The sequence below is a fragment of the Synechococcus sp. SYN20 genome (assembly GCF_014279555.1).
Classification (GTDB): Bacteria; Cyanobacteriota; Cyanobacteriia; order PCC-6307; family Cyanobiaceae; genus Synechococcus_C.
In genome coordinates this window covers 1,647,813-1,659,985 of record NZ_CP047959.1, presented here as the reverse complement: position 1 = coordinate 1,659,985, position 12,173 = coordinate 1,647,813, and the positions used below count along the sequence as shown (strand labels likewise).

The window sequence follows — 12,173 nt, the reverse complement described above, 5'->3', positions numbered from 1 at the left end:
ATGACCAATCCTTTGACGCGGGTCCGAAAAAAAGGGGCCGTTGTTCTTTTGGCCCTTTTTTGTGGTCAAGGCGCAACGGTCCTTCCTGCTAATGCGCAAGCAACACTTCGGATCGGGGCCATACCTGATCAAAACCCAGAACGTTTAAATCGTCGTTACGGCCAACTCGCCACTGAATTAAGCGACCAACTCAAGGTTTCTGTGCGGTACGTGCCAGTGAGCAATTACCCAGCAGCCGTGAGTGCTTTTAGGACCGGAAGTTTGGACCTTGTTTGGTTCGGAGGGCTCACAGGTATTCAGGCTCGTCTTCAAACACCAGGTGCTCAGGTTTTGGCACAACGGGCGATCGACGCCAAGTTCAACAGTGTCTTTATTGCTAATACTTCAGCGGGTTTACAACCCATCGGCAGCATTGATGGTTTGAAATCCCTGAAAGGAAAGCGCTTCACCTTTGGATCAGAAAGCTCCACGTCGGGGCGATTGATGCCTCAGCATTTTCTGGCCCAAGCAGGAGTGACCCCGAAGCAATTCGCTGGAGGACAAGCAGGCTTCAGTGGCAGCCACGATGCCACGATCGCTTTGGTGCAGAGCGGCTCTTATCAGGCTGGTGCTGTTAGTGAGCCCGTTTGGAATGTGGCTGTTAAGAACGGGAAAGTGGATCCCAACAAGGTGAAAGTGATTTGGAAAACTCCTCCTTTTGGGAATTACCACTGGGTGGTACGCCCCAATCTTGATCAACGTTTTGGGAAGGGATTCACCACCAAACTCCAAAAGGCCATTTTGGGTTTAACCCCCACCAACGAGCGGCAGAAAACCATTTTGGAGTTGTTTGCAGCCAAACGTTTTGTTCCAGCGCAGGAATCTCAATATCAACCCATTGAGAAGGTGGGTCGTCAGCTCGGCAAGATCCGTTGACCTCTCTCCTTGAGTTGGTAGATGTAAGTCTGAGTGGCCCGAGAGGAGATCGACTGCGCTCGATTTCCCTCTCGGTGTTTGAGGGGGAGCGAATCGCCTTGTTGGGACGAAGTGGGGCTGGCAAGAGCACCTTGCTGGCCATCGCTAATGGCAGTCTTCGTGTGGACCAGGGAGAGGTGCGTTGGCGCGGTGCGTCGGTTTGCACCATGCCTCGCCGCAAGAAAAGGGAGATCGGAATGCTCTGGCAAGACTTGCTGCTTGTGGAAGAGCTCAGCGTTGGACAAAACGTCAATAGCGGCGCCTTGGGGCGCCACAACTTGATCTGGGGATTGGCCAATCTGTTATTCAACGTGGATCAATCGGCTTGCAAACATTGCCTTCAGCGCGCAGGGCTGGATGCCGATCTCATCGAGCGCGGGTTGATCGATGCTCCGATCCGCCAGTTGTCCGGAGGGCAGAGACAACGCGTGGCTCTTGCCCGTTTGCTGCGACAGCAACCGCAACTGATCCTGGCCGATGAGCCGATCGCCAATTTGGATCCTGCAATCGCCTCTGACTTGTTGGATCACTTGCTGAATCGTTCACCAGAGGGGCCGCTGAATTGTGGCGCCAAGGCGATTGTGATCAGCTTGCATCAACCCCAACTCGTTCATCGCTTTGATCGTGTGATCGGTTTGCAGAATGGGGAGCTTGTGATGGATCAACCCTCAGAGCAACTCACTGCTGCTGACCTGTCGAGGTTGTACGAGGCCGGATGAACCGCCTAAAACCAGCGGCACCCCTGCTCACCTTGTTGCCTGCCATGGCGCTGGTGCCCGTCTTCATCGTGACTTGGACAGGGCTGCATGGAGGCGGGCTCTCGATTTGGCAGCAATTCCTTTCAGGGGCGCTGCATCCATCGTTGGATCCCGATGTCCTGCATGCGGTTTGGCATGGTCTTGGCGTCACCATGGCCACGGCTTTTCTGAGCTGGAGCCTCAGTTTGTTGTTTGGCGTGCTGCTCGGCAGCGTTTGTGCGGATGTGGTTTGGAGAAGCTGGTCTCTGCCTACCTGGCCAGCGACAGGGCTTCGCCGGGGCCTTGCGATCCCAAGAGCCGTGCATGAGCTGGTTTGGGGACTGTTGCTACTGCAGGTGTTTGGGCTCCATCCTTACGTTGCTGTCGCTGCTATCGCGATTCCGTACAGCGCTCTGGTTGCAAGGATTTGGCGAGATCATCTCGACAGCGCAGACCACCGTCCTCTCCATGCCCTCATCAGCGCTGGTGTGCATCCGCTGTCTGCTCTGATGACGGCTCTCAACCCAGGGATGGGCAGCGTTTTGATGAGCTACGGGGGGTACCGGCTCGAGTGTGCCTTGCGCAGCGCCACCTTGCTGGGGGTTTTTGGCTTGGGAGGGCTTGGCACCGAACTGCAGCTCACCCTGCAGTCGTTGCAGTTCCGTGAGTTGTGGACAGGTTTGTGGGTTTTAGCGGCCGTGATGTTGATTCTTGAGCAGCTGTTGAGGTTTTGGCGAAAACGGTCCGGAGTGGGTGTGCATGGTCAGCGTCGAATCCTGTTGTTTGGACTTTTGGCGATTGCTTTTGGGGTGATCGGCACGTTTTGGCTACGGCACATCGTCCCCGATCAGTTTTCAGGGCTCAGTTGGTTCGGGCTAGAGGTTCCTTCTTGGACCCAACTGAATGCCGCCGCCCAGGAACTTCCTTGGTTGCGCATGATTTTGGAAACGCTGGGTCTCACCGTGTTGGCAGCGGGGATTGCCATTGGACTCCCACCTCTGGCCTTGCTCCTTTGGCCGTCACCAAGGTGGCATCAATGCTGCTCCATGTTTTGGGCTTGCATGCGCTGGATTCCCCCGCCACTGATGGTGCTTCTGCTGTTGCTCAGCAATCGGCCGAGCCTGGCGATTGGTGCCCTAGCGATTGGTCTTCACAACAGTGGGGTGATGGGGCGTTTGCTGCTCGAAGGCCTTCAGCAACAAAGTGGCCAGCATCAAGACGCCCTCAGAGCGATGGGGAGTTCGGAGCGGATCAGTTGGTTGTACGGCCTGCTCAGTCCCCAAAGCCCTAGTTATCTGGCTTACGGGGCCTACCGCAGCGATGTGATTCTCCGCGAAACAGTGGTGGTGGGAGTGATCGGTGGAAGTGGTTTGGGCTGGCAGCTGCTGGAATCACTCAGTTCCTTTCATTGGGCCGCGGTGGTGTTAGTGCTTTGTTGCTACTGCGCCCTCACGATCACTGGGGAGTCACTCAGTGATCGTTGCCGTTCGCTCTGGCTGCAAAGCTGACATCTGGATTGCGTGACCGCCAGTGATGACAACAGCGCCCCGCAAGCTTGTCGTGATTGGTGATAGCGGTGTGTACGGATGGGGTGATCCAGAGGGGGGTGGATGGTGTGAACGCTTGAGGCGTCAATGGATGTCGATGCCCTCTGCCCCAGTGGTGTACGGGCTTGGCATTCGTGGGGACGGACTGGAGCGCGTTGCTCAGCGTTGGCAGCAAGAGTGGAGTTGCCGCGGTGAACTCCGTCGTCAGAAGCCCGATGGTCTGCTCCTTTCGGTGGGACTGAATGACAGTGCACGGGTTGGGAGGCTCGATGGACGGCAGCAATTGAGCGCTGAAGCGTTTCGCTTCGGGCTGGAGCAATTGCTTGCGGCGATGACGCCTGCTACCCAAGTCATGGTGATGGGGCTCAGCGTTGTTGATGAAGCGGTCATGCCTTTTGCTGACTGTCTTTGGTACAGCAATGAGGCAGTGGCCATCCATGAAGTGCAATTGGAGGAAACATGTCTGGAGGCCGATGTTCCGTTTTTAAGCCTGCACCAAGCGATGGCAGCAGAGCCTGATTGGCTCACCTGGTTGGAACCCGATGGGATTCATCTCAACAGCACTGGTCATTACTGGATTCATCAACGTCTTCAGGGGTGGAAGCCCCTTCTTAATTGGGCTGGTCTCGAGCCCCACCGTCAGTTCACACCCACCATTTAGTTGGTGAACCCTTCACTCCTGTAATCCTCGCTAAGGGTGTTTTTTGCTACAAGGATTAGTTCTGATTGCTACCAGCATTGAAGTAGAGCCGATTAACATATGCGGGCACCAAAAATAAGGGTAATGAGATTCCGCTAAATCTTATTTGCTCTTTTTATATTTTCCTTCCTCGCTTCATTGTTGCCGTGAGAAGACCAGAGGTTACTGCTACACATCTTTGGTTTATTTTTGGCGTGTTGCTATGTTTCTTAGTGCAGGCTGGCAAGCATTAGCCAGTTTAATTGGTCTGGGTAGTAACAATTGAACTAGCAAGTAATGGCTAAAGAAGATGGAAAAGGTAAAAGATGATCGATGAGAGCTATTCTCTCATTAGTGCAATTCTTTTTTTTGAGTCCATCTAGGATTTTCATTGATTCATTGTTTAAGTGGGGTATGTGGGCTTATGGATTAATCCATCTTCCCCAGTGTGAGGAATGGCATCGAAAGGATGAACTGTTTTTCATCCTTTCGAGTGGCACCTTTCATTGAAAAGGAGGAGGGTGGAAACGGCGAACAAAGCGACGTTGAAAGGGTCGTACATACCCATGCTTCATGCCTTCCACCCAAAGTCTTCGACGGCGCGAGCAGCGCAGATCGTTGCCCAAGCCCATCCTTGAGCGCAACGATTCTGTTCTTGAACATCTTGGATTGGCGCACCATGCAGCTATCCATCAAGCGGCTCGCTATCCAGGCGAGCAAGACGATTTAATCCAAGAAGGTCGCGTGGGTTTGATCCATGGAGTGGCCAACTTTGATCCTCAACGTGGATTTCGTATCAGCACCTACGTGTTGACCAGAGTCAACGGCCAAATTCTGCATTTCCGCCGTGATCGTCAACATGCGCTGAGGATTCCTTGGCGCTTGAAGGACTTGCATAGCAAGGGTGTGCGTCTTCAGGCTCAACGCTTGCAGCAGGGACTCGAGCCACTGGATGAGCAAGGCCTCGCGGCATCCCTCCAAGTGAGCCCTCAGCGTTGGCGAGAGGCCCTGATCGCTCATGCTTTCGGCCATGTGGAATCGCTGGATGTTGCTCCTTCCATGCAGGCCTTAGAAGGCGAGCTGAGATGCTCCCTGCTCGATCAGATCGAGGATCCTTCTTCCATGCCTGTATCGCTGGATGAACCGACACTTCTATGGCTGCAGGATGCGTTGAAGACCCTTGAGCCGCAACAGCGTTGTTGGCTTCTTGCTCGTTATGTCGACAACATTTCAATCAAAGATCTTGCCTTGAGAGAGAAGGTTCAGCCAGGCGTGCTTCGCCAATCCATTCGCGCGGCTTTAAGCATCTTGCGGCAGGCAGCGCAATCCTCTACTGCCTATCCTTCCGTCAGCCACCAAGTCCTAAAGAAACCGCGATCAGCATCGCCAAGACGGCGGCCCAAGCGGTTTGCAACCCATTGACGATTTCATTCGTTAACCAACTGACCTTCTCTTGAGCCAGAGCTCCCAGCAGGCTTTCCAACAGGGTTGCGATCAGACCCACAATCGCGACCACGATCATTGCCGTGGGTGTGGTCAACACCGATAGCCCGGCCATCACCAGCATCATCAGCAGGCTGCCGGCGGCGCTCGCCAGGGTGCCCTCCAAGCTCACGGCACCTTCCGTTCCTGCTGGCACTCTGCGAAGACTGGTAATCAAAACGGTGGTTCGTCCCCAGCGTTTGCCGATCTCACTGCCAAAGGTGTCAGCAAGTTTGGCCGCGAAGCTTGCTGCAAATCCAATGAGCAACAGCGTGGTGGAGCCGATGCCTGCTCCAATCGAAAGGGCGATCACCGTGCCAGTGAAGGCAGATCCCCAAACGTTTGCTGGTCCTCTTCGGCCTCCACGCGCCTCCGCAAGCCCCTGCTTTTGTTTTTGGGCAAAGCCAAGGCGTGTGACCAGTGATCCCAATACGAGGTAGATCACTACTGCGACCCAGCCTCTCCAGCCGAGGCAGCCCCAGAGAATTGTTCCCAGGATTCCTGCATGCACCCAACCTTTTGGTGTCAGGAGGGGAAGGGGCTGTGCAATAGCGATCAGCACGCCATTGAGAAGCAGGGCTATTCCCCACATCGTGATGCTTTGGTCGGGCAAAACCATCGAGCTGTGTTGCACTGCCCTAAGCATCAGCCCATTCAGACTGTTTGGGTTGGATAATCAGCCCACGTTGTCCACCGGAACCTTGCATGGCTCTGAAGAGCAAAGGCTTTTTCCTGAATCTCGAGGAAGGCGCTCCGACCGACCAGGCGATTCAGATCGCGCCTGTGCGCGATCTCCCTGTCGAGGACGGTGAAGAGGAGTCTCTTGCGCCGATTCCCGCCATTTCCAAAACAACGGATGGAAGTGGCACGGCTGAGACCGCTATGCCAGCTTCAGCGGTGAGCACTCCAGTTACGGCTGCTGCTCCAGCTGCGGCTGCTGCTCCAGTTACAGCATCTGCACCAGCTCCAGTGGCTCCGGCAGCCGCAGCTGGCTCCCTGACCACGGCGGAAGCGATCGCATCTGCCCTGGCTGAGGCTGAAGCGGCCCGTCCTGTCGCGACGCTCAGCACCTTCGCTCCAGACATGCTTCAGCCTGGTCGTGCCCTTCGTTCTGAGCCGCGTCGTCCTGGGCGCAATTTGAAGGGTTTCAAGGACATGGCCTCCGAACTGTTCAGTAGCTGAAGCCTCTTCAGTTGTTCTCAGCAGTTGGTTGGCTCAGTGGTCAGCGTCGTACGACGCCAACTGCTGAGCGTTGCCACCCCAGCAATTGCTGCTGTGGAAGAGCGCAAAATGTCCTCACTGAGACTGACCGGCGACCATCCTTCGGTTAAGGCTTGCGCTTGTTCTTGAGGGTCCCAGCCTCCCTCCGGACCAATCGCAAGCCAGATGCAGTTGCTTTCAGGGGTCTGGCGCTGCAACCAAGGCTCTAATGCCATGAGCCCTTCTACTCGTGTAGTGGCAATCGCCCGCGTATCGCCGTTTTCCGGCATCGACCACCAGTGATCCGACGATGCAAGTGGTAGGAGCTGGGGCATCCAGAGCCGCTCGCATTGCTCGACTGCCTCTTTGAGGATCAGCTGCCAGCGCTCTGGTTTGAAGTCCGCTTGGGGTGTACATCGCTTTGCTTGCAAGGGCTGGATCCAATCCACGCCTAACTCACAAGCCATGCGCATCACGTCATCCATGCCTCGACGCACTAGGGAAATCGCAAGACCGAGCTGAGGGCTTTTGGCTGGGCTTGTGGTTTCACAACTGTTGGGGAGAAGAAGCTGTTCCTCTCCCTGAAACCATCCCTCCCAAAGATGGCCGCGGCCATCCACTACCGCCACTGGTGATCCAGCACGCAGCCGTAAAACCCGGCGGAGGTAATGACGTTCGTCATCACGTAGCACAAGGAATCCATTGCTATCGCGATCGGCCAATCGTTTGGGCTCGATCAGTAACCGACGCAGCTCTGCCACCATTCGGTTCAGTTCAAGCCAGCTTGTCGGGCTTCGCGATACAGCGCCTCAACACCAATCCTGTTCAGGGGAAGACGCAACAACTCCAAAGCCAGGGATGGTTGGCCCCGTTGAATCAGCCAAGCCATGAGCGGCCGCAGGCTGTGTTCATTGAGAAGGCCGCCGAGCGTGAGCAAGGACCAAAGCACGCGATGCAACCAGGTGAACTGAATGATGAAGCGGACCCGACGACTGGGGTGCTTGCGATAAAAAACCAATCCCATGCGAGCGCGTTCCCGCTCCACACGAATCAGGTCTGGTATTTGCTCCAGGCGAAAGGCTGGATGCCAGTGATAGCCAACCGCTTCTGGACACTTCACCAGTTCCACACCCATTTGCCTGAGTCGCTCTCCGAGCTCTAGGTCTTCCCATCCGTAGAGGCGGAACCCAAGATCAAATAACCCCGATCGTTCCAAAACCTCACGGTCGATCGCCACGTTTCCTGTTGCGAAGTACGCCCAGGAGAGATCCCGCAGTTTGTGCCGTTCTGCCGTTGGCTGATCAAAGTTGGCCGTATTGATGACGGCCCCGTAAGTGAAACAGAGACGATTGTCCTGCTGATTCCAACGTCGACTTAAAGCTCGGGCATGGGATGCCAGGAAGCTTGATGTAACCACTAAATCGCTATCGATAAAAACGATCACATCGCCTTTGGCATGATCAACGCCGCGATTACGACCTTCAGCAGGTCCGCCATGTTGTTGTTCCACAAGGCGGACATGGGGGAAGTGAGCTGCGTTTTGACGCAACCAGTCGGGAGTGCCATCGCTGGAACCGTCATCGACGACAACCACTTCGTAGGTCTCGATCTCTCCGCTGGGATCCTGGTGTTCCAGTGCCTGAAGACACTTCTCAAGAATGGAGCGCCGGTTGTAAGTGGGGATGACGACGCTGATGAACATCCGCGCGAAACAGAGGCATTAAGGATTCAGCCTAAAGCCATTAAAAAGAGAGGGGTCTCCCCCTCTCCTAATACAAACGATGCAGGGTCACGCCAAAGCGATCAATCCGCAGCACCACCATTGTTTGCCGTACCGGTCACTCCGTTACCAGCACCTTCACCACGGCCATCGTTGCGCAGCTTGCGCTTTTTAAATTTGCGGGCGTAAGCGCGATTGCGCTCCTGCTTTTCCTTCTTGAGGTTTCTGCGCTTAGCCATGCGTTTTGGAAGATTCCAATTCTTAAACTCAGACCAACTTAACGAATCGTCTGGTAAAGACGCCCATCTTCCATTCGAACAAGACGATCTGCCACATCAAGGATGCGCGGATCATGCGTCACCATCAGGACAGAACACGACTGTTCTCGCGCGAGGCGCTTCAACAACTCAACAACTTCTCGGCCTGTGCCGCTGTCGAGAGCAGCGGTTGGTTCATCGGCTAAGAGGAGCTGAGGTTTGGCTGCAAGAGCTCTGGCGATCGCTACGCGCTGCTTTTGTCCGCCGGACAGGTCATGGGGAAGTTTTCCCAATTCGTCTTCTAGTCCCACAGACCGCAACCACTCCCGTGCTTGATCGCGACGAGCCCTGTAGCCAAGATTCGGCAACAAATCAGCTCCCATCTGAACATTTTGTTCAGCGGAGAGACAGCGCAAAAGATTGTGTCCCTGGAAAATCATGCCGATGCGACGGCGCAAACGCTGACGCTGGCCTCGAGCCGCTCCGCGTAGCTGCTGTCCAAACACTTCAACATCACCCTCCTGAACCTTTCGTAGCGCTCCGATCAAGGTGAGCAAGGTTGTTTTGCCACAGCCGGACGGACCTGTGAGTAAGACCACCTCACCTGCAGAAATTTGCAGGTCAACACCTTGCAGAACCTGCCTGCGGGTTGAGCCTTTGCCATACCAATGGCTCAGTGCCTGGATATCAATGGTGAGTGAGCTCGTTCCCATTGCTTTAAAAGATCTCCGCGGGATCGGCATCAACGAGTCGGCGCATGGCAAGACCTGCTGAGAGCATGCACATGATCAAGATCATGCTGAACACGCTCACGGCTCGAACCGTGTTCATCGCCACTGGCAACTGGGTGGCGTTTCGCACCAAGAGGTACAGGCCCTGTCCGGCGGCGTAGGCCGGTAAGTAACCAAACAAAGCAAGCAACAAGCCTTCTCTGACCACAACTCCCAGCAAACTATTGAGCTTGTAACCCATCGCCATCAGGGTGGCGTATTCGGGCAAATGATCGCTCACATCTGAATATAGAACTTGATAAACAATGACGCAGCCCACCACGAAACCCATGGCGGCACCGAGGGTAAAAATGAAGCCAATGGATGTACTTGTACGCCAGTAATTTTGCTCGAAATCGATGAATCCTTGCTTGGTCAGCACGGTCACATCATCTGGTAATTGAGATTGAAGGCGTTGAGCTACCTGCGCTGCATCACTTCCAGGCTTAAGGCGAACCAAGCCCACTTCGATACTTCCCGAGGGAGTGTTTGGAATTAAATCCAAAAATGTTTCGCTGCTCGTTAATAAGTTGCCATCAGCACCAAACGACGCACCAAGGCCAATCAGGCCGGCCACGCGAACTCTTTTGCCATTGATTTCACTTTCAACAGTGCGTCCCTCACGAAACCATTCGGCTACGGGACCAAATTCTGCTCGCGATTTTTCGTCAAATAAGACCCGGCCTTTCTGTGTGAGCAGCTTGGCTTTTTCTGCCAGCGTTGGATCGGTGAAAAGAGGATGGCCTGGTTCAAATCCCAACGCAAGAATGGATCGTGTCCCAAGGGTTTCTGGATTCCTCCAAAGCAGCAGATTCCAGTGGACGGGAGTAATCCCTTCAACCTCAGGAGAGGCCATGGCTTGAATCAGTCGTCTACGAGGGAAGCCAGCCATGCTCACGGAACTGGTAGAGCGTGGGCTGATTAAGACGATGTCTGCATCAAATAGGCGATGCACGGTGACGCTGGCGTCAAACAAGCCGTCTCGGAAGCCCAGCTGCATAAACATCAGAATTCCAGCGAAGCTGATACCGGCCAGAGCGACAGCTAGACGAACGGGCTGACGGATCAGCATCAAGGATGCCAACGGAATTCTGCGCTTCCGCCAAAAGGCTCGGATCATGGGGTCTTGAAGCGGGCAATCACTTTCAAACCGGAGAGTTGAGTCACTCTTTTTGCCGACTCTGGCGTAAGAACAACATCCACTTCGATGACCCTGGCATCGGCATCACCGGTTGGATCGGTTGAAAGCACTTTTCGCTGTCGCACCTGGGGGGTGATGCGTTCGACGCGTCCCTCGAGTGTTCCTTTGAATCCGCCGTTTTCGCTAATCAAGCTGACGGATTGGCCAATGGAAATGCGATTGATATCCGACTCATACACCTCAACCAAGGCCTCCATGCTTTGGCTTGCTCCGACCTCCATCACACCGTCACTGCCAGGACGCTCTCCAACGCGACTGTGAATTTTGAGCACCACACCATTTATCGGAGACAGCAACTCGCTGTCAGCAAGATCCGTTTCAAGGCTCCGTCGCTTCGCGATCAGCTCGACGCCTTTGCGTTGGAAGCGTCTGAGTTCATCTTGTTTTTCCTCGTAGGCCACCATCGCGGCGGCTCCTACCTTGGCTGCGGCTTCGTAGCGGGACACCTCTCGCTGTTGAAGTTGCACTTCGATCGCAGTCGATTCGATTTGGACGTCAATCTCAGCGATTTCAGCTTCTAGTTGGGGTCGGTTGTCAAAGATTGCCAAGGGCTCACCTTTCCGAATCTGGTCCCCTTCTTTCACAAGTACGACAGCAATCCGCGGTGTACCGCCAAACCCACTCACGGGAGCTGCCAAGCGACGGACTTCACCAGCTGGCTTGAGTTGGCCAAGGGCAGCAACTGCTTCCGGAGCACGAACTTTTGGAACTGCAGCTGCTGGTATGGCTTCTGGTGCCGGCCGGCGGGTGACCGAGACTCCGGCGCCGACAACAGCAGCACCGAGCACCCCGACCATCACCCAGAGACGGATTTGTTTCATGGGAGAGGTGGAGGATCGTCGAACAGCATCTCTTCGATGTAGCGATCGGCCCAAGCGCTCCCGAAGGCCTTCTCTAAGACGCGTCGGGTTTTGTCGTTGCGTTTCTGCTGCCGGCAATAGGAGAGTTGTCCTTGCTGACGATTGATCGTAGGGAGTTCATTAACAGCATCGGGAGCTGTTTCCAGAATTGCCTGGCGAAGAATGTTGAGGTATTCAGCGACAAGGCCAACGAACCATGTCTCCTCTTGCTCATCTACGGGGCGTATGAATTTCACATAAGGGGAAAAAATGGTCCCCCATGCAGGTAGGTCTCTTACTTGCTGAAACGGTGGCAATTTCAGCGCACTGAGCGGTTGACTCACCGCATCAGGTAAGGCATCGCATACGGGAGAGAGATCAACAATGGCCGCTGAGATTCCAGCTTTGCTGGCAACAATATCGGCTCCAAAGACGGGTAAGTCGAATCTGGGATCTGGAAAAAAAACGCAGTGAAGGATCTGCAATCCCATGCCCAGGCGAGCAATCTCGAGATGCAGTTTGCGTAGACCAAGGCATTGATGCAGCTCGTTGCGAATGAAGAGCGTTTCACCATCCAACATTCCGCTGATCGCCTCTAATGCCGGGTCTACAGCCAGAGGAGACAGGTCAGGTAGGGCTGTCCGACACGTACGAATTTGCTCCGCTAACGAGGTCACCAGCGGATGCAATTCAAGACCGTTGGTGGATTCGGACATCAGTCCAGCAAGGGACAACACAGAATGGGACTTTGACACGGGACCCTGAACGAGATCGCCTCCGGCCTTGA

The 12,173-nt window shown here is 54.8% G+C and carries 13 protein-coding genes and 1 pseudogene; 6 read left to right on the top strand and 8 right to left on the bottom strand.

Annotated elements, in window-relative coordinates:
• From SynSYN20_RS08645 to SynSYN20_RS08625, 5 genes are all read left to right on the top strand, one after another.
• Positions 1–915 carry a putative selenate ABC transporter substrate-binding protein gene (locus tag SynSYN20_RS08645; RefSeq protein ID WP_186523025.1) on the top strand — a complete coding sequence of 305 codons (915 nt, stop codon included), beginning with the start codon at positions 1–3 and terminating at the stop codon, positions 913–915.
• Complete coding sequence (locus tag SynSYN20_RS08640; protein ID WP_186523023.1) at positions 912–1,673, top strand: phosphonate ABC transporter ATP-binding protein; 762 nt, start codon at positions 912–914, stop codon at positions 1,671–1,673. Before SynSYN20_RS08645 ends, SynSYN20_RS08640 begins: the two co-directional genes overlap by 4 nt.
• Positions 1,670–3,199 carry a phosphonate ABC transporter gene (locus SynSYN20_RS08635; RefSeq protein WP_186523016.1) on the top strand — a complete coding sequence of 510 codons (1,530 nt, stop codon included), beginning with the start codon at positions 1,670–1,672 and terminating at the stop codon, positions 3,197–3,199. The genes SynSYN20_RS08640 and SynSYN20_RS08635 overlap by 4 nt, the downstream gene beginning before the upstream one ends.
• Before the next feature lie 25 nt (positions 3,200–3,224).
• The gene (locus tag SynSYN20_RS08630; RefSeq protein ID WP_186523014.1) at positions 3,225–3,899 is read left to right on the top strand and encodes a GDSL-type esterase/lipase family protein; all 675 of its coding nucleotides are present in this window, start codon (positions 3,225–3,227) and stop codon (positions 3,897–3,899) included.
• Between the two features lie 591 nt (positions 3,900–4,490).
• On the top strand, positions 4,491–5,339 hold the full coding sequence (locus SynSYN20_RS08625; RefSeq protein WP_186523012.1) for a sigma-70 family RNA polymerase sigma factor: 849 nt from the start codon (positions 4,491–4,493) through the stop codon (positions 5,337–5,339).
• Here SynSYN20_RS08625 and SynSYN20_RS08620 read toward each other — a convergent pair.
• A complete protein-coding gene (locus SynSYN20_RS08620) occupies positions 5,266–6,045 on the bottom strand; it encodes a TIGR00297 family protein (protein WP_370586666.1) in 780 nt (259 codons plus the stop codon). The genes SynSYN20_RS08625 and SynSYN20_RS08620 overlap by 74 nt on opposite strands.
• Positions 6,046–6,104: 59 nt before the next feature.
• Here SynSYN20_RS08620 and SynSYN20_RS08615 point away from each other — a divergent pair, with 59 nt between their 5' ends.
• Positions 6,105–6,581 carry a translation initiation factor 2 gene (locus tag SynSYN20_RS08615; RefSeq protein WP_186523010.1) on the top strand — a complete coding sequence of 159 codons (477 nt, stop codon included), beginning with the start codon at positions 6,105–6,107 and terminating at the stop codon, positions 6,579–6,581.
• Between the two features lie 17 nt (positions 6,582–6,598).
• On the opposite strand, the gene SynSYN20_RS08610 is transcribed toward SynSYN20_RS08615, so the two are convergent.
• The 7 genes and pseudogenes from SynSYN20_RS08610 to SynSYN20_RS08580 form a co-directional block, all read right to left on the bottom strand.
• Entirely contained in the window at positions 6,599–7,363 is a 765-nt protein-coding gene (locus SynSYN20_RS08610) for a 16S rRNA (uracil(1498)-N(3))-methyltransferase (RefSeq protein ID WP_186523008.1), read from the bottom strand.
• 5 nt (positions 7,364–7,368) lie between these two features.
• Positions 7,369–8,301, bottom strand: coding sequence for a glycosyltransferase family 2 protein (locus tag SynSYN20_RS08605; RefSeq protein WP_186523006.1), 933 nt, complete (start codon positions 8,299–8,301; stop codon positions 7,369–7,371).
• A gap of 101 nt (positions 8,302–8,402) precedes the next feature.
• Entirely contained in the window at positions 8,403–8,558 is a 156-nt protein-coding gene (locus SynSYN20_RS08600; protein WP_006171625.1) for a hypothetical protein, read from the bottom strand.
• Between the two features lie 38 nt (positions 8,559–8,596).
• A complete protein-coding gene (locus tag SynSYN20_RS08595; protein ID WP_186523004.1) occupies positions 8,597–9,289 on the bottom strand; it encodes a DevA family ABC transporter ATP-binding protein in 693 nt (230 codons plus the stop codon).
• Positions 9,290–9,293: 4 nt separating this feature from the next.
• Entirely contained in the window at positions 9,294–10,466 is a 1,173-nt protein-coding gene (gene devC, locus SynSYN20_RS08590; RefSeq protein WP_186523002.1) for an ABC transporter permease DevC, read from the bottom strand.
• Positions 10,463–11,368 carry an HlyD family efflux transporter periplasmic adaptor subunit gene (locus SynSYN20_RS08585; RefSeq protein WP_186523000.1) on the bottom strand — a complete coding sequence of 302 codons (906 nt, stop codon included), beginning with the start codon at positions 11,366–11,368 and terminating at the stop codon, positions 10,463–10,465. The genes devC and SynSYN20_RS08585 overlap by 4 nt, the downstream gene beginning before the upstream one ends.
• Positions 11,365–12,158: pseudogene (locus SynSYN20_RS08580) on the bottom strand (phycocyanobilin:ferredoxin oxidoreductase). The gene SynSYN20_RS08585 and the pseudogene SynSYN20_RS08580 overlap by 4 nt, the downstream one beginning before the upstream one ends.
• Positions 12,159–12,173: the final 15 nt, after the last annotated feature.

Coding starts and splice junctions, on each gene's coding strand:
- SynSYN20_RS08615 (WP_186523010.1), top strand. CDS start 6,105: ATGGCTCTGAAGAGCAAAGGCTTTTTCCTGAATCTCGAGGAAGGCGCT.
- SynSYN20_RS08620 (WP_370586666.1), bottom strand. CDS start 6,045: ATGCTTAGGGCAGTGCAACACAGCTCGATGGTTTTGCCCGACCAAAGC.
- SynSYN20_RS08610 (WP_186523008.1), bottom strand. CDS start 7,363: ATGGTGGCAGAGCTGCGTCGGTTACTGATCGAGCCCAAACGATTGGCC.
- SynSYN20_RS08625 (WP_186523012.1), top strand. CDS start 4,491: ATGCCTTCCACCCAAAGTCTTCGACGGCGCGAGCAGCGCAGATCGTTG.
- SynSYN20_RS08595 (WP_186523004.1), bottom strand. CDS start 9,289: ATGGGAACGAGCTCACTCACCATTGATATCCAGGCACTGAGCCATTGG.
- SynSYN20_RS08635 (WP_186523016.1), top strand. CDS start 1,670: ATGAACCGCCTAAAACCAGCGGCACCCCTGCTCACCTTGTTGCCTGCC.
- SynSYN20_RS08600 (WP_006171625.1), bottom strand. CDS start 8,558: ATGGCTAAGCGCAGAAACCTCAAGAAGGAAAAGCAGGAGCGCAATCGC.
- devC (WP_186523002.1), bottom strand. CDS start 10,466: ATGATCCGAGCCTTTTGGCGGAAGCGCAGAATTCCGTTGGCATCCTTG.
- SynSYN20_RS08605 (WP_186523006.1), bottom strand. CDS start 8,301: ATGTTCATCAGCGTCGTCATCCCCACTTACAACCGGCGCTCCATTCTT.
- SynSYN20_RS08630 (WP_186523014.1), top strand. CDS start 3,225: ATGACAACAGCGCCCCGCAAGCTTGTCGTGATTGGTGATAGCGGTGTG.
- SynSYN20_RS08585 (WP_186523000.1), bottom strand. CDS start 11,368: ATGAAACAAATCCGTCTCTGGGTGATGGTCGGGGTGCTCGGTGCTGCT.
- SynSYN20_RS08645 (WP_186523025.1), top strand. CDS start 1: ATGACCAATCCTTTGACGCGGGTCCGAAAAAAAGGGGCCGTTGTTCTT.